The organism is Rhodococcus sp. NPDC059968 (assembly GCF_042738615.1).
Classification (GTDB): Bacteria; Actinomycetota; Actinomycetes; order Mycobacteriales; family Mycobacteriaceae; genus Rhodococcus_F.
Genome location: NZ_JBHWUE010000136.1, coordinates 1 through 21013 on the forward strand (window position 1 = coordinate 1; position 21013 = coordinate 21013).

At 66.8% G+C, this 21013-nt stretch carries 20 protein-coding genes; 5 read left to right on the plus strand and 15 right to left on the minus strand.

Annotation, left to right across the window (positions count from 1 at the left end; genetic code table 11):
* The 13 genes from ACFWAY_RS48290 to ACFWAY_RS48350 form a co-directional block, all read right to left on the minus strand.
* Positions 1-534, minus strand: a 534-nt coding sequence (locus ACFWAY_RS48290) for an ABC transporter permease (RefSeq protein WP_378515753.1), incomplete at its 3' end; no start/stop codon positions are given.
* Between the two features lie 61 nt (positions 535-595).
* Positions 596-1624 (minus strand): substrate-binding domain-containing protein, encoded by a 1029-nt coding sequence (locus ACFWAY_RS48295; RefSeq protein WP_378515754.1) that lies wholly within the window; start codon positions 1622-1624, stop codon positions 596-598.
* Positions 1625-1711: 87 nt separating this feature from the next.
* Positions 1712-2692, minus strand: a complete 981-nt coding sequence (locus ACFWAY_RS48300; RefSeq protein WP_378458475.1) for a Gfo/Idh/MocA family protein — start codon at positions 2690-2692, stop codon at positions 1712-1714.
* Positions 2689-3552: a sugar phosphate isomerase/epimerase family protein gene (locus ACFWAY_RS48305; RefSeq protein ID WP_378458476.1), complete on the minus strand. Its 864-nt coding sequence runs from the start codon at positions 3550-3552 to the stop codon at positions 2689-2691. Before ACFWAY_RS48305 ends, ACFWAY_RS48300 begins: the two co-directional genes overlap by 4 nt.
* Positions 3549-4556 (minus strand): Gfo/Idh/MocA family oxidoreductase, encoded by a 1008-nt coding sequence (locus tag ACFWAY_RS48310; protein ID WP_378515755.1) that lies wholly within the window; start codon positions 4554-4556, stop codon positions 3549-3551. Before ACFWAY_RS48310 ends, ACFWAY_RS48305 begins: the two co-directional genes overlap by 4 nt.
* Positions 4556-5335: an SDR family oxidoreductase gene (locus ACFWAY_RS48315; RefSeq protein WP_378458478.1), complete on the minus strand. Its 780-nt coding sequence runs from the start codon at positions 5333-5335 to the stop codon at positions 4556-4558. The genes ACFWAY_RS48310 and ACFWAY_RS48315 overlap by 1 nt, the downstream gene beginning before the upstream one ends.
* Before the next feature lie 257 nt (positions 5336-5592).
* Entirely contained in the window at positions 5593-6492 is a 900-nt protein-coding gene (locus tag ACFWAY_RS48320; protein WP_378515756.1) for a sugar phosphate isomerase/epimerase family protein, read from the minus strand.
* A gap of 57 nt (positions 6493-6549) precedes the next feature.
* Complete coding sequence (locus tag ACFWAY_RS48325; protein ID WP_378458480.1) at positions 6550-7542, minus strand: Gfo/Idh/MocA family protein; 993 nt, start codon at positions 7540-7542, stop codon at positions 6550-6552.
* Positions 7539-8471 carry an NAD(P)-dependent oxidoreductase gene (locus ACFWAY_RS48330; RefSeq protein WP_378515757.1) on the minus strand — a complete coding sequence of 311 codons (933 nt, stop codon included), beginning with the start codon at positions 8469-8471 and terminating at the stop codon, positions 7539-7541. Before ACFWAY_RS48330 ends, ACFWAY_RS48325 begins: the two co-directional genes overlap by 4 nt.
* A gap of 44 nt (positions 8472-8515) precedes the next feature.
* On the minus strand, positions 8516-9727 hold the full coding sequence (locus tag ACFWAY_RS48335) for a Gfo/Idh/MocA family protein (protein ID WP_378515758.1): 1212 nt from the start codon (positions 9725-9727) through the stop codon (positions 8516-8518).
* A gap of 21 nt (positions 9728-9748) precedes the next feature.
* On the minus strand, positions 9749-10525 hold the full coding sequence (locus ACFWAY_RS48340) for an HpcH/HpaI aldolase/citrate lyase family protein (protein WP_378458483.1): 777 nt from the start codon (positions 10523-10525) through the stop codon (positions 9749-9751).
* Positions 10522-12474 (minus strand): 3D-(3,5/4)-trihydroxycyclohexane-1,2-dione acylhydrolase (decyclizing), encoded by a 1953-nt coding sequence (gene iolD / locus ACFWAY_RS48345; RefSeq protein ID WP_378458484.1) that lies wholly within the window; start codon positions 12472-12474, stop codon positions 10522-10524. The genes ACFWAY_RS48340 and iolD overlap by 4 nt, the downstream gene beginning before the upstream one ends.
* A gap of 46 nt (positions 12475-12520) precedes the next feature.
* Positions 12521-13951 carry an aldehyde dehydrogenase family protein gene (locus tag ACFWAY_RS48350; RefSeq protein ID WP_378458485.1) on the minus strand — a complete coding sequence of 477 codons (1431 nt, stop codon included), beginning with the start codon at positions 13949-13951 and terminating at the stop codon, positions 12521-12523.
* 736 nt (positions 13952-14687) lie between these two features.
* Between ACFWAY_RS48350 and ACFWAY_RS48355 the strand changes: the two genes are divergently transcribed.
* Positions 14688-15512 (plus strand): bifunctional allantoicase/(S)-ureidoglycine aminohydrolase, encoded by an 825-nt coding sequence (locus ACFWAY_RS48355; RefSeq protein WP_378515759.1) that lies wholly within the window; start codon positions 14688-14690, stop codon positions 15510-15512.
* Positions 15513-15583: 71 nt separating this feature from the next.
* Here ACFWAY_RS48355 and ACFWAY_RS48360 read toward each other — a convergent pair whose 3' ends face one another.
* Positions 15584-16483 (minus strand): helix-turn-helix transcriptional regulator, encoded by a 900-nt coding sequence (locus ACFWAY_RS48360; protein ID WP_378458487.1) that lies wholly within the window; start codon positions 16481-16483, stop codon positions 15584-15586.
* 101 nt (positions 16484-16584) lie between these two features.
* Here ACFWAY_RS48360 and ACFWAY_RS48365 point away from each other — a divergent pair, with 101 nt between their 5' ends.
* The 4 genes from ACFWAY_RS48365 (at position 16585) to ACFWAY_RS48380 (ending at position 20443) form a co-directional block, all read left to right on the plus strand.
* Positions 16585-17634 (plus strand): alcohol dehydrogenase catalytic domain-containing protein, encoded by a 1050-nt coding sequence (locus ACFWAY_RS48365; RefSeq protein ID WP_378515760.1) that lies wholly within the window; start codon positions 16585-16587, stop codon positions 17632-17634.
* Positions 17631-19061 (plus strand): MFS transporter, encoded by a 1431-nt coding sequence (locus ACFWAY_RS48370; RefSeq protein WP_378515761.1) that lies wholly within the window; start codon positions 17631-17633, stop codon positions 19059-19061. The genes ACFWAY_RS48365 and ACFWAY_RS48370 overlap by 4 nt, the downstream gene beginning before the upstream one ends.
* An 84-nt stretch (positions 19062-19145) precedes the next feature.
* Positions 19146-20030 carry an aldo/keto reductase gene (locus ACFWAY_RS48375; RefSeq protein ID WP_378515762.1) on the plus strand — a complete coding sequence of 295 codons (885 nt, stop codon included), beginning with the start codon at positions 19146-19148 and terminating at the stop codon, positions 20028-20030.
* A gap of 11 nt (positions 20031-20041) precedes the next feature.
* On the plus strand, positions 20042-20443 hold the full coding sequence (locus ACFWAY_RS48380) for a cupin domain-containing protein (RefSeq protein WP_378515763.1): 402 nt from the start codon (positions 20042-20044) through the stop codon (positions 20441-20443).
* Positions 20444-20467: 24 nt separating this feature from the next.
* Here the strand turns inward: ACFWAY_RS48380 and ACFWAY_RS48385 are convergent.
* The coding region (locus tag ACFWAY_RS48385) for a TetR/AcrR family transcriptional regulator (RefSeq protein ID WP_378515764.1) at positions 20468-21013 on the minus strand (546 nt) is incomplete at its 5' end.

Here is a 21013-nt window from a genome sequence, read left to right on the forward strand (position 1 = left end):
ACCGGCCATGTCCGAGACGCTGGGGGTGGCGACCTGCCCGGTGACGAGTTTGGTGACCGCCAGGTTGATGCCGGTGAGCATCAGAAACGAGCTCAACGTGATCAGGAAGCTGGGGATCTTCGTCTTCATCACCAGGTACCCGTTGAAGAACCCGACCGCCAGCGACACCACCAGTGCCAGGGCGGCGCCGGCCCACAGGTTCAGGTGCAGGTTGTAGGCGATCATCGACGCGGCGAGGGAGCTGGTGGTGACGGCGACACCGGCGGAGAGGTCGAATTCCCCGCCGATCATCAACAGCGCCACCGCACACGCCATGATCCCGATCGTGGAGGAGGCGTAGAGCACCGTGGCCAGGGCCTCGGGGCTGCGGAACGGGGGTGCGACGACCATGAAGAAGACGAAGATGGCGATCGCACCGAACAGGGAACCGATCTCCGGGCGGACCAGCAGACGCTGCAGGCGTCTCTGCTCCTTCACCCGCTCGTCGTGGACGACCTTGTGACTGGCAAGGTCCAGATCTTGCTGTGTGGACATGACTTTCCTTCCGGGGCCGTCGGGACGCCCGGCACACGCAGTGGTGTGCCGGGCACCGCGCTCAGCGGCTTCCGCTCTTCGCGTACTCGGCGATCGAGTCGATGTTGGACTGGTCGATGAAGGCGGGACCGGTCAGGGTCGGCGTACCGCCACCGATGGTGTTGCGGTTGTTCAGGTACAGCCACAGCGAGTCCACGGCAAGGTAGCCCTGCAGGAATGGCTGCTGGTCGACTGCCCACTGGACGTCTCCGGCCTTGATCGCGTCGACGAGGGCTGCGTTGGTGTCGAAGGTGACGATCTTCGCGGAGCTGGCAGCATTGGCGACGGACTGGATGGCCGTCAACGCGATCGGTGCTCCCAGTGCGACGACGTGATCGATCGAGGGATCCTGCTGCAGTTTCGCGGTAATCGTCGCCTCGACCGACGGGAGATCCTTGCTGTTGACGTTGAGGATCTCGGTTTGCCCTTTGAACCCTTCGACTACGCCGGCACAGCGTGCTTCGAGCGCGACCTGGCCTTGCTCCTGGATGACACACAGCGCCTTCTTGGCGCCGTCAGCGGTGAGGCGCTGCCCGGCCGAGATGCCGGCGAGCTTCTCGTCCTGGCCGAAGTACTGGGACACGCCCTGGGCCTGGTACTGGTCGAAACCCGAGTTGAAGGCGACGATCGGGGTGCCTGCGTCGACAGCGGCCCGCACGGCCGGCGCCATGGCGTCGGGCTTGGCGAGTGTGAGGGCGATGCCGTCGACCTGGCTGTCGAGGGCGCTCTGGACCAGGTTGGCCTGATTCGGCGCCTCGTGGTCCGAGGAGTAGCGCAGTTCGATGTTGTCCTTCGCCGCCGCGGTTTCGGCGCCCTTGCGGATCAGGTCCCAGAAGGTGTCGCCCGGAACCTCGTGTGTGATCATGGCGATGGTGGCGTGAGGCGTGTCCGCGGTACCGGCGCCCATGCCGGAACCCGCCGATTCCGGTTTGCCGCCGGTGCCCGAGCATCCGGCGAGCAGTACCGTTGCGGCGACACCGACCGCCAGGGTGGTCACCCGGCGAGATGTGGTCCGTTCGGCCGGTGTGAGCCGGCGCTTGTTCGTGTCCATCGTGATTGACCTTTCGGGATGCCGCGACCATCCAGCTGTGGGGTGGCAGCTGGGAGGAGAGGAGGGGGAAGCGAAGAGGGGGAGTAATTACCGCGGGGGAAGACCCGCGGCGGTGTACGCGGCGTCGACGAACCGCATGTTCGTCACGGCGTCGTCGGCATCGATCGGAAAGGGAGTCCCGCCCAGCAGGTGGTTGGCGAAGACCTCGAGCTGGTACGTGTAGGTCGAGCGGGTGCCGAGGTGCAGGGTCGTCGTTCCGGCGTCGGTGGTGACGGTGATCCGGTCGTCGCCGTACTGGAGCATGTAGTCGTGCGCGAGTGCCTCACCTCGATCGCCGACGAGCCGTAGCGTCATCTCGAACCGATCCCAGTTCATCGAGTTGATGCTCGAACCCATTGCACCATTGGGGAATACGAGGTCGATGTCCATGGATTCGTCGACTCCCGTGGTGCGTTCGACCGCGCGGGCCGCCACCACGGACGGGGCGCCGCCGGCGAACCGACCCAGCCGGCGGTGCACGTGCAGGCCGTAGCAGCCGAGGTCCATGACTGCCCCGCCGGCGAGTTCGAGGCTCCAGCGCGGGTCGTCCGGCTTGGGTTCGGGCATCCGCATGATGACCTCGACCCGCTGAAGCTCGCCGAGCGTGCCGTCACCGAGCAGATCGAACATCCGACCGATGATCGGATGGAACAGGTAGTGGAACCCTTCCATGATCGGCGCACCCCGTTCACGCGCCGCCCGCCGCACCGTGTCGGCTTCGGCGGCGTTGCGCGCGAACGGCTTCTCGGTCAGGACCGCCTTACCGGCCTCGATCGCCTTCAGATTCCATTCGGCGTGGAAGGCGTTGGCCAGGGGGTTGTAGACGACGTCGACCTCGGGGTCGGTGATCAGATCGGCGTACGAGTCGACGACCCGCTCGACGCCGTGTGTCTGCGCGAACATCTCGGCACGACCACGGTCGCGGGCGGCGACCGCGACCAGCCGGTGCCCGAGGGCCCGCGCAGGCTCCACGATCGCCAGCTCCGCTATCCGCGAGGCCCCGAGGATGCCGATCCGCAGCTCGGTCACAGCTGCAGACTCCGCAGGAACGCGGCGCTGGTCTTGACGTCCGCAACCGGTCCCTCGCCGTTCGGCTCGCCGGCAAGAATGGTGTCCTGCTCGAGGGTGAACCAACCGTCGAAACCGGATTCCACGAGGGTTCGGACCACGCCTGCGACATCGACGTCACCGGTGCCGAGCGGGGTGTACATACCCTGGGCGACGGCCTGCGTGTAGCTCAGCTCACCGGCCTGCACGCGGGCGGCGAACTCGGCGTCGACGTCCTTCAGATGCGTGTGGGTGATCCGGTCCGCGGCGGCGCGGGCCAGTTCGAGCGGATCGGTACCGCCGATGAGCAGATGCCCGGTGTCCAGGCACAGCGGAATCGAGGAGCCGTCGAGGACCCGCTGGACCTCGGTGTTCTTCTCGATCATGGTGCCCACGTGCGGGTGCAGGACGGCACGGATGCCCTGCTCGGCGGCGACGTCGTGCAGCCGGTCCAGGTTCGACAGCAGGGTCTTCCAGCCGGTGTCGTCGAGGTCGGGTCGCGAGTCGTAGCCGTCGGTGCCGGTTATCGCGGCCAGCACCAGTACCTCGGCGCCGGCGGCCGTGAACGCGGCCAGGGTGCCGGTGATATCGGGGACCGGGTCGTGGCCGGGGTCGTGCAGCAGCACCGGGGTGAAGCCGCCGACCGCCTTCAGGTCGTACGAGGCCAGCGTGGCCGCCAGTTCCTGCGGGTCGGCGGGCAGGAATCCGACGGGGCCGATCTCGGCGGCTTCCAGGCCGGCGTCGCGCATCTCCGTCAGCACCCGCTCGGGGCCGAGCTGGTGACCCCAGCCCGGGACTTCGCACACACCCCACGAAATAGGTGCTCCTGCAATACGAATCATCGTCGAACCTCATTCATCCGGACGGGCCGGTGTTGGGAGAGGGAAAGAGTGGCCGCCTCGGCGATCCAGGCCACCTCGAGGGCGTCGGCGGCGGTGCACGGCGAGGGTGCGGTGCCGGCGATCACCTCGAGGAATGCGCCGAGTTCGGCGCGATAGGCGGAGGTGAAGCGGTCCATGAAGAACTGGTGCGGTGGGCCGTCGGGAAACGCGACGTCGGGTTCGAGGTTGCGGACGGGCGCGCTTCCATCCCAGCCGGCGACGACGCTGTCCTGGGAGCCGTGGACCTCGAGGCGGCAGTCGTAGCCGCGGGCGTTGTAGCGCGTGTTCGATACCACGCCGAGGGTTCCGCTCTCGAACGTCAGTGTGGTGGTGGCGGTGTCGACGTCGCCGCAGTCGGCGAAGATCGAGTCACCCTGGTTGGTGCCGGCGGCATAGACCTCGACGACTTCCTGGCCGACGACCCAGCGGACGATATCGAAGTCGTGGACGCTGCAGTCGCGGAAGATCCCGCCGGATGCGGCCACGTACTCCGCCGGCGGCGGCGCGGGGTCGAGGGTGGTCGAGCGCACAGTGTGCAGCCAGCCGAGTTCCCCGCCGATGACGGCGTTGCGTGCAGCGGCGAATGCGGGATCGAATCGGCGGTTGTAGCCGATCTGCACCGGCACCGTCGACGACTTCAGGCGCTCGACGACCTCGTAGCTCTCGTCGGCGGTGAACGCGACGGGCTTCTCGCAGAAGACCGGAATCCCGGCGTCGACGGCAGCGAGGATCAAGGGGGCGTGCGCTGGGGTGGCAGCCGCGATCACTACTCCGTCCACTCCGGAGGCGAAAACGGCAGCGGCGTCGTCGACCGCGCGTGCGCCGAACTTGGTGGCGACGGCCGCGGTAACGTCCGGTCGTTCGTCGGTGACCACCAGTCCGTCGACCCCCGGCAGCTGCGCGAGGGTGTCAGCATGGAATGCGCCGATCCGGCCGAGGCCGATCACGCCGATTGTCGATCCCATCAGTCCTGTCCTCCGATGACGGTCTGGTCCCAGTCGATCACCGAACCGGTGACGACGCCGCTGCGCTCGGACAGCAAAAAGACCACCATGTCGGCGATCTCGTCGACCTGCCCGAGCTTGCCCATCGGCACCTTCGCCGCGGCTTCGGTTGCCCAGTTGTCGTCGGCGCCATGGAAGCGTTGCTGGATCGCGGTCTCGCCTTCGGTCTCGGTCCACCCGATGTTGAGACCGTTGATCCGGATCCGGTCGAAGCGGTGCGCGTAGGCCGCGTTGCGGGTCAGCCCCGCGAGCCCGGCCTTTGCCGCCACGTACGGGGCCAAGTAGGACTGTCCGCCGTGCTCGGCGATGGAGATGATGTTGACGATCGTCCCCGGTGCCTTACGTTCGACCATGTCCGCCGCGGCGGCTTGCATGGTGAAGAACGGCGCGCGCAGGTTGATCGCCATGTGCTGGTCGAACAGCTCGGGTGTCGTATCCAGGAGGGTGCCTCGGGTGGTCAGACCCGCTGCGTTGCACAATGCGTCGATCCGGCCGAACTCCTCGATCGTCCGGGTCACCGAGTCCTTTGCCTCAGTGGGATCGGCGAGGTCGGCCTGGATGAAGCGGACCTGCGCCCCCGTCGCTTCGAGTTCGGCGGCAAGGGTTTTGCCGGCTTCGGCTCGGCGGCCGGTGAAGACCACCGTGGCGCCCTCCCGGGCGGCGGCGCGGACGACGCCGGCGCCGACACCTTGCGTCCCTCCACTGATCAGAACGACTTTCCCGTTCAACAAGGTGGCCACTGCATTCCTTTCGTTCTGTTTCTTCCGGCATCAGTGCCGGTGGGTCGGTAATGCACGCGTCCGGTCCGCGTAGTTGCTGGATAATCCAGAAAGCGGCGTGAGTGGGTCGGCGGGTCCTGTCCGTGTGCTCTGTTCAGTCTTGCTGTGACGTACGCCTCAATCAATATGATGTTTCCATCATTTTCACCTCATGGCGGCTTCGCTGTAGGTGGTCGGCCTCGGTGGCCGAGGCTGGATGGCGAACGGAGGTCTGTCGATCAGATGTTGTCCCGTTTCGCAGCGAACTGGTCGGCGATCTCGAAGCACTGCAGGGCCGCGTCCCGTGCCCGGGTGAGTGCGTCGGCGACGGGCAGCTGCCGGAATTCCTCCGACATGTGCTCGATACCCCACGGTCCGTCGAAACCGATGCGGCGTAGCGCATTGATGAACTTCGGGACGTCGAATACGCCCTCACCGCAAGGAACTCGGTTGTCGAAGGTGTCCTCCAGATCGGTTCCGCGCACGGCGGCCCAACCGTCGTCGAGTTCGACTCCGAACACGAAGCGCGACGGAATGAGCTCCGGTAGAAGGTCGTAGTCTGTCCCGCCCCGGAAGGCATGCCAGATGTCGAGGATGAGCCCGCCGTTGGGGTTGTCGACATCCTTGACGAACTGCGCAGCCTGTTCAGTGGTCTTGACGTGGTGCGAGAACGGTGTGTTCTCGAACGCGATCTTCACGCCCGCAGCGGCGCCGTCGGTCGCGAGGGCGTCGAACTGCTCGCAGAGCCGGTCGCGGGAGACGGCGACACCGTCGTCGTCGGCGCCGACCTTGATGTTGTCGACTCCGAGGACGGGGGCGGCCTCGAACAGGTCCCGGCGGACCTGGTCCGATAGTCCGCGGGCTTCGCCCGTGGTCCACCAGTTCGTGATCCACTCGAGTTGGACGTGGGTGATGCCGTTGTCGGCGAGTATTTTCGCGACTTCGCCGAGGCCGATCGTCTCGCGCGTGGCGACGAGGTCGGGGCGGGTCAATCCGAATCCGGTGTAGCCGGCTCGTGCGACGGCTTCGATTCGATCCCGGATCGGGACCGGACTACAGTCCGGACCTCGGGCCGGCATCACATCGCCGGCGGAGGTCCAACATGCGGCCAGCAGTTCCGGCTTCGTGGTGGTTGTCATCTCTATCCCCTCGACTTCAGGTATGTAGTCAGTGTGCACTTGGGATCGGACCAGCGATCAGTGGAAGTCGACCTTGGTTGTGGCACCCTCGTTGTTCATCGAGTCGATCAGGGCGGCGGCCACCTGGGTGGCCCGCAGCCCGTCGCGGGCCGACGCCAGCGGGGACGCCACCTGTGCGTCGAGGGCGTCGACCCACGCCTGCAGCTGGCGTCGGTAGGCATCGGCGAACAGCGGTCGCCAGTCCTCCGGGTAGGTTGCCGCCGAACGCAGCGACGAGTCGACCGTCAGGGCGTGGCTCGGCGCCAGACTCACCGCACCGGTTTCGCCGACTACCTCGCAGCGCACGTCGTAGCCGTATCGGGCATTGACGAACACATCGACCACCGTCAGCACACCGTTGGCGGTGCGTAGCATCAGTATCTGCGGGTCGTGACGTGAGGTGTCCAACGAGGTGGACTTCGGTGCATGCCAGCTGACTTCGACGATCTCGGACCCGAGGAGCCAACGGGTGATGTCGATTTCATGGATCGCAGAATTGGTGATGGTGCTTGCCGAGTCGCCACCTGGGTACGACGTCACATTGCGGTGGGACGCACGCACCAGCAGCGGGGCCCCGACGGAACCGGACCGGATCTCCTGCACCAGGGCCTGGTACGGGGCGTGGAACCGTCGCATGAAGCCCACCGACACGAGCGGATTCTCCAGTGCCAGAGACTCTTCGCGGGTAACCAGGTCGACGCATTCGGCAAGCGTCGGGGCCAGCGGCTTCTCACACAGCACCGGCTTGCGGTGTTCGAGGCACAGCGCCACCTGCTCGGCATGGGCGGAGTCGTGGGAGGCGATCAGCACCGCGTCGACGTCCGGGGCGGTGATCAATTCTGCCGCGGTTGCGACGGTACGCACCGATACCTCCTGCGCGACCGCGTCCGCACGGGCTGCGTCGTAATCGGTTACCACCGTCACCTGCGCACCCGACACCGACCGAGCGAGGGTCCGGGCGTGATCGGCGCCCATCACACCGACGCCGATCACCCCCACCCGCACGCTCACGGTGCCGCCACCGCGGCAGGAGCCCGCCCGTCGAGGACCGCGGCCGCGCCCTCGACCGCGGCGCGGATGGTCAGTGCCATCGCCCGATCGGTGAAGCCCATCAAGTGCGGGCTGAGGATCGTGTTCGCGTGATCGAAAACCGGATGATGTTGCGGTGGTTCGGGATCGAAGACGTCCAGGCCGAGGCCGGCGAGCCGCCCGGACTGCAGCGCCGCGTGTGCGGCGTCGAGGTCGATCAGCGCGCCGCGGCTGCAGTTGACCAGGATCGACCCCGGTCGCATAGTGGCCAGCCGGGACTCGTCGATCAGGTGGTGATTCTCGGCGGTCAGCGGCGCGTGCAGGGTGACGAAGTCGCTGGAGCCGAGGACCTCGTCTACGGTGGCACACCGGTACGCATCGGGGATCTCGGCGTAGGGGTCGTAGGCGCGGACGGTCAGATCGAACGCTTCGGCGATCTGCGCGACCTTGCGGCCGATCCGGCCGAACCCCACGATGCCCAACGTTGCCCCCTCGAGGTCACCGACTGAAACTCGACCGCGCTCGCCCCAGCGCCCGCCCCGCACCATATCGGTGAGGGTCGGCAGTCGCTTCACCAACGCGAGAAGGTGCGCGAAAACGCCCTCGGCGACCGACACCGTGTTACTTCCCGGCGTGATCACCACCGGAATGCCGCGTCGCTGTGCCTCGGCGACGTCGACGAGGTCGGTACCGACACCGGTGCGGGCGAGCACCTTCAGCGCCGGCATGCGGTCGAGCATCGCGGCGTCGACGGTGAACGCCGCCCGCACGATCGCCGCTTCGGCGATCGCCAGCTGCTCCTCGGTGGGGTCGAGGACCAGCTGTTGATTCTCGGCCAGATACGGGTCGACGAGCTGCCGGTCGAGCGGGCCCAAGCCGACGAACAGTTGAGTTGAGATCGTTGTTGACATCAGCGTCCTTGCAGGTGTCGAGAGGGTACGGGGCGGGCCGGGTGTCAGGCGGTACGGGCGGCGGTGGTGCCGGCGACGTCCTCGAGCTTCTGCCACAGGCCGGTGGCGGCGGACTCTTCGGCGGCAGTGACGATCGCGGCTGCCGATGCGGCGTCGTGCACGTTCGAGTTCTCCTGCGGCCCTCCGGTGACGGCGAGGAGGAACTTCTTGGCCTCGATGGTCTTGAGGTCGTCGAAGCCGAGGGCGTTGCCCGGGCCGGGCTGGAAGCGGGAGTAGTCCCCGTGCTTCGGGCTGGCGTTGACCGTCGTGTAGCCCTGTTCGGCGTTCGTGCGGCCGAGGCACACCTTCAGCTCGTTCATCCGCTCGAAGTCCCACTTCAGCGAGCCGTCGGTGCCGTAGACCTCGATCTGGTAGCCGCACTCGGGTCCCACGATCACCCGGGACGCCTCGATTGTGCCCACCGCACCCGATCCCGGTCCCTCGGATCCGAATCGCACCAGCGCCCCGGCGTAGTCCTCGTTCTCCACCGAGCCCATCTCACCGTTCTCGATGACCGCGAAGTGGGTGCGCGACCCCATCTCCAGCTTCGGGCGTTCGGTGTAGACGGTGCTGGTGAGCGCGTTGATCTCCGCAATCGGGCCCACCACGTACTGGCACAGGTCGCTTGCGTGGCTGAACAGGTCCGCCAGCACGCCGGAGCCGGCGAGTTCACGGTCGAACCGCCACGACAGCGCACCATTGGGCTCGTTGGCGTAACCGGAGAAGAAGGAGGCGCGCACGTTGGTGATGCGGCCGAGCTCGCCGTCGGCGATCAACTTCCGGGCGTGCTCGACGGCGGGGGCGTGCCGGTAGTTGTAACCGATGGAGGTAATCACCCGGGCTTCGGTGGCGGCGGCCTCGATCGCGGCGGTCTCGGTATGGCTGCGCCCGACCGGCTTTTCGATCCAGAAGTGCTTGCCCGCTTTCGCCGCGGCAATACCGATTTCGGCGTGCAGGAAGTTGGGTGCGCAGATGGACACGACCTCGACGTCGGGGTGCGCGAGGACGTCACGGTAGTCGGTGGTGCCCTCGGCGAAACCGAGGACGTTCTGGGCGAATTCCACGCGGCTGGGTGCGGTGTCGGCGGCGATCACCAGCTTCGGGGTGATCCCGAGTTCGGGGTAGACGATCGGGACGTCGCGGTAGGCGCGCGAATGCAGCTGTCCCATCCAACCGACGCTGATCAGTCCGACTCCGACGGTGCGAGTTTCGGTCACGGTGATGTTCCTTTAGTTGTTCTATTCGGGGCGGGCTGTGGCGAAGGCCTCGGTCAGGGCAGCGGCGAGCAGGGTCGAGTCGGAGCCGATCGCCACGAATCGGAAGCCGAGTTCGACGTAGCCGGCGGCCAGGGCGGCGTTCGCGGCGAGGATGCCCGCGATCTTGCCGTGCTGGTGAGCGGCCTCGAGCACCCGCCCGAGTGCGGCGGTGAAGACCGGGCTGTCGAACTGAAGCGGCACACCGAGCGCGAAGGACAGGTCCAACGGTCCGACGAAGAGCACGTCGACCCCGTCCTGTGCGGCGATCTCGTCGACGGCGTCGAGGGCGGCGAGGGTTTCGATCTGGATGACCCCCAGTGCGGACTGCTCGTCCGCCAGCAGCGCGGAGCGGTCCATACCCCACCGGCAGGAGCGGTTGTAGGTGGCTACCCCGCGGTCTCCGTGCGGCGGATACGCCAGATGCGTGACCGCGTCGGCGACCTGGTCGGGCTTGTCCAGCCGCGGGACCATGATCCCGGCCGCGCCCTGGTCGAGGGCCCGGCCGATCCGGATCCGTTCACCGGATTCGATCCGCACGACGGTCGGAACGCCGTAGCTGCCGGCGGCGAGGATGCCGTCGCGCAACACGTCCTCGGATCCGGACCCGTGTTCGAGATCGATGAGGATCCAGTCGGCGCCGGCGGCGGCACACACCTCGGCTGCAGTCGAGGACGCCATGCCGACGAAGGTGCCGACCGTGGTCTCCCCGTCGGCCAATCGCTGACGGAGCGTGCCCTTGTCGAGTGGAGTGTTGCTCATCCGAACCACCTCTGCCGTCCCACGGCGTTGTCATAGTCTGCGCGCAGGGTCTGAACCCATTCCTGATCGGACACCTCGGCGGGTGCGACATCCCACCACACGTCCCCACCGGGCAGGTCCACGTGCGGCACCGTCGGCACCACGATCACGACCGGACCGGACGCGGTCCGGGTCTCGTCGAGGGCGGTGCGCAACTCGTCGGCGGTGGTGGCGCGGATGGCTCGCGCGCCCAGTCCTTCGGCGATCTGCCGCAGGTCGACCTTCAGGTAGTCGCCCTCGAGGCGCGCCTTCTCGCCGGTCTCGGCGATGATGTCACCGTCGGTGCGGTAGCGGAACTCGTTGCCGAATTCGCGGCCGTTGCGGTTCATCTGCAACCGGTGGATGACCTGGTAGCCGTGGTTCTCGGATACCACGACGGTCACGTCCAGGCCCTCCTGGGCGGCGGTGACGAGCTCGGTGGGTGCCATCAGGAACGTGCCGTCGCCGATGAAGGTGACGATCCGTTGGCCTTGGTTGCCCTCGGCGAGGCGCACACCCATCGCGGCGGGGATCTCGTATCCCATGCAGGAGAACCCGAATTCGAGGTGGCAGTGCCGGTTCCCGGTCGCGTCCCACACCTTCTGCAGGTCGCCGGGCGGGCCGCCGGCGGCGGCGATGATCGTGTCGCCGCCGCGGGCGTGTTCCTGCAGCAGCCCGATCAGCTGCGGCTGGGTGAGCAGGGCGCCGGTGACCGGGGCGTGTGGGTGCGCGGCCGGGTCGAAGGCGGTGTCGGGGTCGAGGGCACGGGCCCGGATCGGGGCCCAGTCCGCCTTCGCGGTCCGCGCGATGTCCTGCCAGGCCGCGCTGGTGGTGTGTCCGGCGAGCGCGGCGGTCAGCGCCTCGAGTCCGAGGTGGGCGTCGGCGAGGATCCCGGTGGCACCCTGTTTACGGGTGTCGCCGTCGACGACGTTGAGGGACGCGAACCGCACGTTCTCGTCCTCGAAGATCGACTGCGATCCGGTGACGAAGTCGGTCAGCCGGGTCCCGACGCTGAGGACGAGGTCGGCTTGCTTGACGACGATGTTGGAGGCGAAGTTGCCCTCGAGGCCGACGCCGCCGAGCTGCCACCATTCGTCGCGGCTGACCGCGCCCTTGCCGCCGAACGACTCGACCACCGGGATGCCGGCCTGCTCGGCGAGTTGCTCGAGGGCCGCGGTGGCGTCCGAGTAGTGCACGCCGCCGCCGGCGATGATCACCGGACGCTGCGCCTCCCGGATCTGGGCGGCGACCGCGTCGACCTCGGCCGGATCGGGCAGCGGGCGGCGGATCTTCCAGTCGCGGGGTTCGAAGAACTCGACCGGAAAGTCGAAGGCGTGGGACTGGATGTCCTGCGGCAGCGAGAGCACGACGGCACCGGTGTCGCTCGGGCTGGTCAGCACCCGCATGGCCTGGGGGAGTGCGGTCAGCAGTTGCTCGGGGCGGGTGATGCGGTCGAAGAACTTCGCGACGGGACGGAAGGTGTCGTTGACGGTGGCGTCCGCTTCGCTGGCGTGCTCGAGTTGCTGGAGTACCGGTCCCTGATGGCGGGTGGCGTAGGTGTCGCCGGGTAGCAGTAGCAGCGGCAGCCTGTTGATCGTCGCCAGGCCTGCGGCAGTGACCAGGTTCAGCGCACCCGGACCGATGGACGCGGTCACCGCGAGGGTGGCGCGGCGGCGGCTGGCCTTCGCGTAAGCGGTGGCGATGTGCGCGAGGTACTGCTCGTGCCGACCCTGGATGAACGGCAGGTCATCGGACAGTTCGTCGAGGGCCTGTCCGAGGCCGGCGACGTTGCCGTGGCCGAAGATGCCGAGTGCGGCGGGGATCAGGCGCCGCCGGTCGCCGTCGGCGACCGAGTATTGCGCGGCGAGGTATTTCACGACCGCCTGGGCCGTGGTCAGCCGGACTGTCTTGTGTGTGCTCAGTGGTGTCATGTCGTCGTTTCTGTGAGTGCCACGAATGTGTGTGAGCGGGAGACGGTTACCAGGGGCGGCCGTGCAGGATGATGGTCTTTTCGTCGGTCATTTCCTCGACCGCGGACCGGACACCTTCCTTGCCGATACCGCTGCCTTTGAGACCGCCGTACGGCATCAGGTCGGCGCGCCAGAGCGGCGTCCAGTTGATGTGGATGTTGCCGGCGTCGATCTGGCGCATCGCCCTGGTCGTCGCCGAGACATCGGAGGTGAACAGTCCTGCGCCGAGGCCGTACTCGTTGTCGTTCGCGAGGGCGATCGCGGATTCGATGTCGGGGGCGGAGGAGACGGCGACTGCGGGGCCGAACAATTCGTCGCGGCTGAACGGGGAGGCCGGATCGACGCCGGCGACGACGGTGGGGGAGACGACGGCGCCGTCGCGGTCACCGCCGGTGAGGACCTTCGCTCCTGCCAGGACTGCCTCGGCGATAGCCGAATGCACGCGTGTCGCTTCGGTTTCCGAGATCAACGAGCCGAGCTTGGTGTCGGCGTTCGCGGGATCGCCGACGACGATGTCTTCGACCTTCGGGACCAGGGCGTCGAGGAAGTCCGCCTCCACGCGTTCGTCGACGATCACCCGTTGCACGCTGATGCACACCTGTCCGGCATTGATGTATCCGCCGGCAGCGACCGCCGAGGCGGCGAGTTCGATGTCGGCGTCGGGCAGCACGATCACCGGGCAGGACGCGCCCAACTCCAAGGACAGCTTCTTGATTCCGGCGATGGAGGCCAAACGGGTGCCGGTCTGGGTGGAACCTGTGAAGGACACCTTGCGCACCCGGGGGTCGGTGACCAGGATGTCACCGAGCACGGAACCCGGTCCGGTCAGCACCGACAACGCCTCGGGCGCGAGGCCGGCGTCGACGAAGCACTCGGCGAGCTTCAGTGCGGTCAGCGGGGTGGTGCGGGCCGGCTTGAGTACCACCGCATTACCCGCGGCCAGTGCGGGAGCGATCTTGTGCAACACCAGCAGTGCCGGGTAGTTGAACGGGGTGATCGCCACGACTATGCCGCAGGGCTGGCGCAGGGTGAAGCCGATCTTCTCGAGCCCGGTTCCGGGGTTGGCGTCGAGCGGCAACGTCGAGCCGTAGAGCTGGCTGCCTTCGAAGGCTGCCAGTCGGATGATGCTGCCCGACCGGCTCGCCTCACCACGCGCTTCGCTGATCGGCTTGCCGGTCTCCGCACTAATGGTCTGCGCGATGTCCTCGGCGCGCTGTTCTGCCAGATCGGCGGCCCGCATCAAAATGGCGGCCCGTTCGTGCGCGGGCATCGACCGCAGTACCCGCGCACCGACCTCGGCGCGATCGAGGGCAGCGGTGGCGTCGGAGACCGTCGCGACGGGCACCGTGTCGACCGCGCGGCCGTCGAACGGTGACCGGACGGTCTCCGTGCGGCCGTCTGCGGCGGTTCGCCATTCACCAGCGAGCAACATATCCATGTCGGGACTCCATACGTCGAGTTCGTGGTCACCCCGCATTTGCAGCGGGTGACATTGATTGCAAGCGAAATGTTTGTCGCCGGACCTGAAAGCGGGCGATTCGGTTGGAAATCGAAAGATCATGTGCCTGCGACAGTTCCGGACCTGACGCGGGATGCAGAGGGGCGTCGGTGACGCCCGGGCAACCGGTCAGCGCGGGTGCTGACACCGATCGTGGTGGGCCCTTGGGCGCTCGCCCGTCGGGAGGGCCGAAGCGGGGCGCGCATGTGAAGTGCCGCTCTTTCTCATGCAGCCAGTCTTGCTGTGATACGCGCCTCAATCAAGACGAAATATCCATCAAATATCCCTCATTCCGAGGGGACTCCATCATGGGTCGAGGTCGCCTGGGGTGAACGTCGGACGCGTTGTTCACGCAGATGGAGGGACTGGGAGGGCACCGGTGTTGTAGCGCTACAACACTCGGATCCCGCAGTGACGGAACTGATTGTGCTCGCCGTTCCGGCGGTGACTTGTTCGTGCTGCTGACGGAATGTTCGAGCGACACCGAGGAGTCCTCGGGCACGTCGATGTGGCAAACCACGACGACGTCGTCGGCATCGACTACTGATCTTCTCCACAACGTCGGGTGAGATGGACTTGTGGTCGACGAATATTCTCGTGTGGGATCCACAGGCGGAAGATCGACACCACCGGTGGCTCGCCACCGCCGCTGTCCCGACAACCCGAGTAGGAAAGCATGAACTACTTCGTTCCGCGAGGCGGCCTGCCGCCGCAAACCGACCTGACCACCGATCGCGCGGTCTTCACGGAGTCCTACGCGGTCCTGCCGCGTCGCACGATGAGCGATATCACCGCCAGTCTGCTGCCGCACTGGAACGGGACCAGGGCGTGGGTGCTGGCGCGGCCGTTGACCGGATTCGCGGAGACATTCTCGCAGTACATCGTCGAGGTGTCGTCTGGCGGCGGTAGTGACCATCCCGATGCCGATCCGAGCGCCGAGGCGGTCGTGTTCGTCGTCGACGGTTCGCTGACTCTCACACTCGGCGGGGTCGAGCATGTGCTGGACGCTGGCGGCTACGCCTTCCTCGCTCCCGGCGCCCGGTGGACCCTGAACAACCACGGTCCGGCCACCGCGACGTTCCACTGGATCCGCAAGACCTATCAGCAGGTCGACGGCATCGAGGTGCCCGAGTCTTTCGTGACCCGGGAGCAGGATATCGGGGGCATCGAGATGCCCGACACGAACGGGGCATGGAAGACCCAGCGGTTCGTCGATCCGACCGACATCCGCCACGACATGCACGTCAATATCGTGTCCTTCGAACCGGGCGGTGCGATCCCGTTCCCCGAGACGCACGTCATGGAACACGGCCTGTACATCCTCGAGGGCAAGGCGGTGTATCTGCTCAACAAGGATTGGGTCGAAGTGCAAGCGGGCGACTTCCTATGGTTGCGTGCCTTCTGCCCCCAGGCTTGCTACGCGGGCGGGCCGAGTCGCTTCCGCTATCTGCTCTACAAAGACACCAACCGGCACGCCGGCCTCCAACTCGGACTCTCGTGAAACTTGGTCATACTCCTGTGTGTCCCTGCTGATTCGCAGGGTGGCGGCCCACCGATCCGCTGTGCGCAGGGTCAATGCGGTCGGCTGGGAGCATGGTGTTCGGTGCCGAGTTGTTCCTGGCTGGCGGCCCAGGAGGCGAGGAGCTTGAGTGCGTCGGCGGTGGGTGTGCCGGCGGCTGCGGTATAGATGTTGAGCTGAAGGCCGGGTTCGGAGGGCAGTTCGAGTGCCTCGAAGTCGAGGTCGAGTTGGCCGACGGCGGGATGGCGCAGGCGTTTTCGACCGCTGCGGTGGAATCGAACGTCCTGTGATGCCCAGCGTTGGCGGAAGAGTTCGCTTCGGGTGGACAGTTCCCCGACCAGCGCGATGAGTGCTTTGTCGTGGGGGTTGCGGCCTGCTTCGAGTCGCAGCATGGCGGCGGCGTCCCTGGCGATGGTGTCGTAGTCGACGAAGAATTCTTCGGCGGCCTGGGGGTGGAGGTAGACGAATCGGGTGGTGTTGGCGGGGCGGCGGGGGTCGGCGAGCACGGGGGAGTAGAGGGCGCGGGCGAGGTCGTTCATCGCGATGATGTCGTGGCGGCCGTTGCGGATCCAGGCCGGTGCGTCGGTGATGGCATCGAGTACTTGCTGGATTGCCGGGCGGACGGTCACCGCCGGAGTGCGGGGGCGGCGGGTCGTGCTTGCTTGTGCTTGCCGGGCGAGCGCCAAGAGGTGATCGCGTTCGGCGTCGTCGAGTTGAAGGGCGACGACGAGGGAGTCCAGAACGCTGTCGGAGGCGCCGGCGAGGTTGCCGCGTTCCATACGGACGTAGTAGTCGACCGAGACACCGGCGAGCATGGCGACCTCTTCGCGGCGCAGGCCCTTGACACGGCGGTTGCCGCCGTACACGGGTAGTCCGCTCTGCTCCGGGGTGATGCGTGCGCGCCGCGTGCTGAGGAACTCGCGGATTTCGGTGCGCAGGTCGGTCGAACTCATGAGTCCACGGTAGGCAGTGACCGCCGGATGTGGGAGGTACTGGCAGTACCCGGAACGTCCGTGACTCCCGGGGCGGCCGGAATGGAGGTCAACTGGGTGGCATGAAAGCGACGTACATGTTCGGCGCGGGCGATGTCCGCGTCATCGATGTTCCTGATCACACCATCCAGTCGTCCACCGACGCTCTCGTCCGGATCGTGCGGGCCTGCGTGTGTGGCAGCGACCTGCATCCCTATCACTCCATGGACGTCGATCCTGCGGGCAGGTCGATGGGGCACGAGTTCATCGGTGTCGTCGAAGCGATCGGTTCGGATGTGAGGACATTGCGGGTCGGTGACTTCGTCATTGCGCCGTTCGCGGTGTCGTGTGGGACGTGCGTGTTCTGCGCTGCGGGTCTGCAGACCTCATGTGTGCGCGGCGGGTTCTGGAATGACGCCTCGTTGGGTACGGCGGGTGGTCAGGCCGAGGCGGTCCGGGTGCCGCTGGCCGATGGCACGCTGGTGAAGGTGCCGGTGCGCGAGGACGCCGACGATGCGCTGCTCGATTCCTTGTTGACGTTGTCTGATGTGTACGGCACCGGCTGGCATGCTGCGGTCCGGGGCGGCGTCGGCGAGGGCAGTGTCGTGACTGTGATCGGTGACGGGGCGGTGGGATTGTTGGCGGTGCTGTCGGCTCGCCGGCTCGGTGCCGAGCAGATCGTGTTGATGGGGCGGCACCAGGCGCGGACCGATCTCGGTCGCGAGTTCGGTGCGACCGATGTGGTGGCCGAGCGCGGCGAGGAAGGGATCGCGGAGGTCCGCGAGCTGACCGGCGGACTGGGCAGCGCGGTCGTCCTCGAGGCGGTCGGCCACCGGCCCGCCTACGATCAGGCTGTCGGCGTCGTCCGCGCGGGCGGAGTGATCAGCCGTGTGGGGGTGCCCCAGTACGAGGACGCGCCCGTCGGATTCGGGAGCCTGTTCGGGCCGAACGTCACCCTGACCGGTGGTCCGGCGCCGGTGCGCGCCTACATCGAGCAGCTGCTTCCGGCGGTCCTGGACGGCACTGTCCAGCCGGGGAAGGTGTTCGACCGGACCGTCGGCCTCGGTCAGACGCCGCAGGGCTACGCCGCGATGGATGCCCGTGACGCGCTCAAGGTCGCGGTCCGGCCGTGACCACCGCCGTTTCCGGTCGGGCCACAGCCACCCCGCCCGCGATTCTGGGAATCATCCTGGCAAGCTATTTCATGGTGCTGCTGGACAACTCGGTGATCTTCACCGGGTTGCCGAGCATCCGATCCGGGCTCCAACTGTCACCGGCGGCGCTCTCGTGGGTTCAAGACGCTTACACTCTGGTCTTCGGTGGGCTGCTCCTGTTGGCCGCCCGCGCGGGAGACATCGTGGGGCGGCGCCGACTGTTCAGGATCGGTCTCGCGATCTTCGGTGCCGCCTCCTTGCTCATCGGGCTCGCACCGGCGGGATGGTGGATGATCGCCGCCCGCGCGGTGCAGGGAATCGGTGCGGCGATCGTCGCACCGACCTCCTTGGCGTTGATCACGACCTACTTCGACGGCGAGGCCCGCAACAAGGCCATTGCCTGGTACGCCGCAACGGCCGGTATCGGCGCCAGCCTCGGCCTCCTGGTCGGTGGTGCGCTCACCGAGTGGATCTCCTGGCGAGCGGCGTTCCTGGTCAACGTTCCGATCGCGGTCGCCTTGATCGTCTGGTCCAGCACAGTGCTCGTGGAAACACCACGGCGAACCGGACGGTTCGACGTGATCGGTGCACTCGGTGCGACGCTCGGCATGGGTGCCGTGATCTTCGGAATCATCGAATCCGCCGAGGCTGGGTGGGGATCGGCACGGGTACAGGCCGCTCTGGCACTCGGGGCCGTCCTGCTGGTCGGGTTGGTCGTCCACGAGGGTCGGGTGCAGCAGCCGATCCTGCCGCTACGATTGTTCCGCAGTCGCGAACGCAGTGGCGCCTATGCCGCTCGACTGCTGTACCTCGGGGCGATGATCGGGTTCTTCTACTTCACGACCCAACTCCTCCAGGACGGGTTCGGCTTCTCCCCACTGCAAGCCGGACTCGGCTTCCTGCCGATGACCCTCGTCAACTTCGTCGTCGCACTCATGGTGCCCCGGCTGAATGCCCGGCTGTCGAACGGGACTCTGCTCGCTACCGGGACGGCGCTGACCCTGGTCGGCATGGCTTGGCTGAGCCGCATCGGCCCACTCGATACGTATCTCATGGACGTTGCACTACCGATGATCCTGGTGGGCGCCGGGCAAGGCCTGGCGTTCGGGCCGCTGACGAACGCAGGAATCGCCGGCGTAGATTCGGCGGACGCCGGCGCGGCATCCGGACTGGTCAACACGGCCCACCAACTCGGAATGGCACTCGGGTTGGGCGTCCTCGTCGCACTCTCGGCAAACACAGGCAGCAACCTCGACGGACCAGCAGCGGTGACCGACCACGTCGGCACCGCGCTCACCGGCGGCACCATGCTGCTCGTCCTCGCGCTGGTCGTCGTCCTCACGGTGATCGTGCCCGCCGCGCGACACCGCAGTTCGGGTTCGGCCCCGCACCGGCCCGCCGCATGAAATCCGCTGGTCGGGCCAGGTACTGCCGGTACCTGGTCCGACAGGCACTCCCAGCACGCGCTGACCGATCCTAAGGTTTGAAACATGACGATCCCCGGTTTGACATTGAACAACGACATCACGATGCCGGCACTGGGTTTCGGTGTGTACCAGACACCGCCCGATGACACCGTCGCTGCGGTCGAGGCGGCACTGGAGACCGGATACCGGCACATCGACACCGCCGCTGCGTATCAGAACGAACGCGAGGTCGGCGAAGCGATCCGCCGTTCGGGCATCGATCGCTCGGACATCTTCATCGAGACCAAGATCTGGATCACCGACTACGGCTACGACAACACGCTGCACGCCTTCGACAAGAGCGCCCGCAAACTCGGAATCGATCAGATCGACCTGCTGATACTGCACCAGGCTCTGGCCGGCGAGTTCACCCTCACCGTCGAGGCCTACAAGGCGCTCGAGACGCTGCTCGCGGACGGCCGCGTCCGCGCCATCGGTGTCAGCAACTTCATGTCCGACCACCTCACGCGACTGCAGGACGAAACATCGGTGGTGCCGGCGGTCAACCAAATCGAGGTACACCCGTACTTCCGTCAATCCGACGTGCTCACGGCCAACGCCGAACACGGGATCCTGTCCCAAGCGTGGTCCCCTATCGGTGGGATCACCTTCTACCGCGACGGCTCCCACGGCTCCACACTCGACGATCCCACCATCGGCAACATCGCAGCGGCACACGGCAAGACGCCGGCCCAGACGATGCTGCGATGGCATCTGCAACAGGGCCGCCAGGTGATCCCGAAATCGGTCACCCCGTCGCGTATCACCGAGAACTTCGACGTCTTCGACTTCGACCTCACCGCCGATCAACTCGCCGCGATCGACGCTCTCGACACCGGTGTGCGCGGCGGCCCGGAACCCGACGACATCACCCGCGAGACGTTCGGCCTCGAAATCGCCGAAGCCTGAGGAGTACTGCAATGCAGATCGACCCCCACACCCCGACCACCAGGAACCCGCCCGAGCAATTCACCGGTGACGTCTGGCTCGACCGCATCGCCTATCCCCGTGAATCCGGTCAGCGAATGATTGTGGCGAAGGTGCGTTTTGCACCCGGCGCCCGCACCGCGTGGCACTCACACGCCCACGGTCAGACCCTGCACATCACCCAGGGAACTGCCTGGGTACGGTCCCGCGGCGGCCAGAAGGTCGAAGCACACGCCGGCCAAACCCTCTACTGCCCACCGAACGAAGAACATTGGCACGGAGCGAGCGCCGACTCGTTCATGGAACACCTGGCCATGCTCGACAACGCCGACGATCCGGCCACCACCACGACCTGGCTCGAACACGTCACCGACGACGAATACCTGGCCGGATAGTGTTCCCTCGCCACCCGCCGCACCTCACCGAGCCCACATATTGTCCAAGATCTGTGCGACGTCCCGGGCGCTCATCGGAGCCGCATCGAGATCGTCCGCGCCTGGCCGCAATCCCGCGATCATGACCGCCATGATCCGACGCCAACCTGTGTCGGTGACGCCGCGAGTTGTCGCGATGACGCCGCGGATGGACCAGAAGATGAGATCCAGGTCGGCGTCGGTGGCATCCTCGCGGATGCGACCGTGCCGCTTGGCTCGCGCCAACAGCTCGAACAGGATCCGTCGAAACTCGTCCCTCGAGATCGTTGTCTCATCGTCGTTCCACATCCGAGACAAACATCCACGGTTCGACGCCAGGATGGCACCGCTGCCGTAGAGGACCTGCTCCAGACCTTCGCCATCGGGCGCGGAAAGGGCCTCATGGGCCAGGGCCACGAAGTCCTCGAGTACCTGTCGAACGAGCTCACTGATCAGGGCATCCTTGGTGGGGAACCGGCGGTAGAGAGTGCCGATGCCCACGCCGGCGACCCGGGCGATCTCGTCGACACCCACGTCCAGGCCACGCGCACT